This window comes from Psychrobacter sp. CoH-33_TS_01 (assembly GCF_058189395.1).
Genome location: NZ_JBVGQI010000097.1, coordinates 1 through 238 on the forward strand (window position 1 = coordinate 1; position 238 = coordinate 238).

Annotated in this window: 1 protein-coding gene; it reads right to left on the reverse strand. The window is 68.9% G+C overall.

The genetic code is table 11. From position 1 onward, the window contains the following. The coding region (locus tag ACZ2XM_RS15685) for a 2Fe-2S iron-sulfur cluster-binding protein (protein WP_490619043.1) at positions 1-225 on the reverse strand (225 nt) is incomplete at its 3' end. Positions 226-238 lie beyond the last annotated feature (13 nt).

The following is a 238-nucleotide window of genomic DNA, read 5'->3' on the forward strand; positions in this document are numbered from 1 at the left end:
GTTGACGCCGGCTTCGATCGCCGTGCGCATCACCGACGTGCCGGCCGGCACCGTGACCGGCTGGCCGTCGCATTCGAGCGTGACGTCGGTGTCGGCATGCCGTTGCGGCGTGCCGTAGTCGGTTTCGTTGAATGGGTCGAATGCGCGCGCCTGCGCGGCGCTCTTGCACGCGCATTGGCCCGAGCCGCAGCCGCCTTGGCGGACGTTGTTCGTGTCGAGGGACATGCAGGGCTCCTTC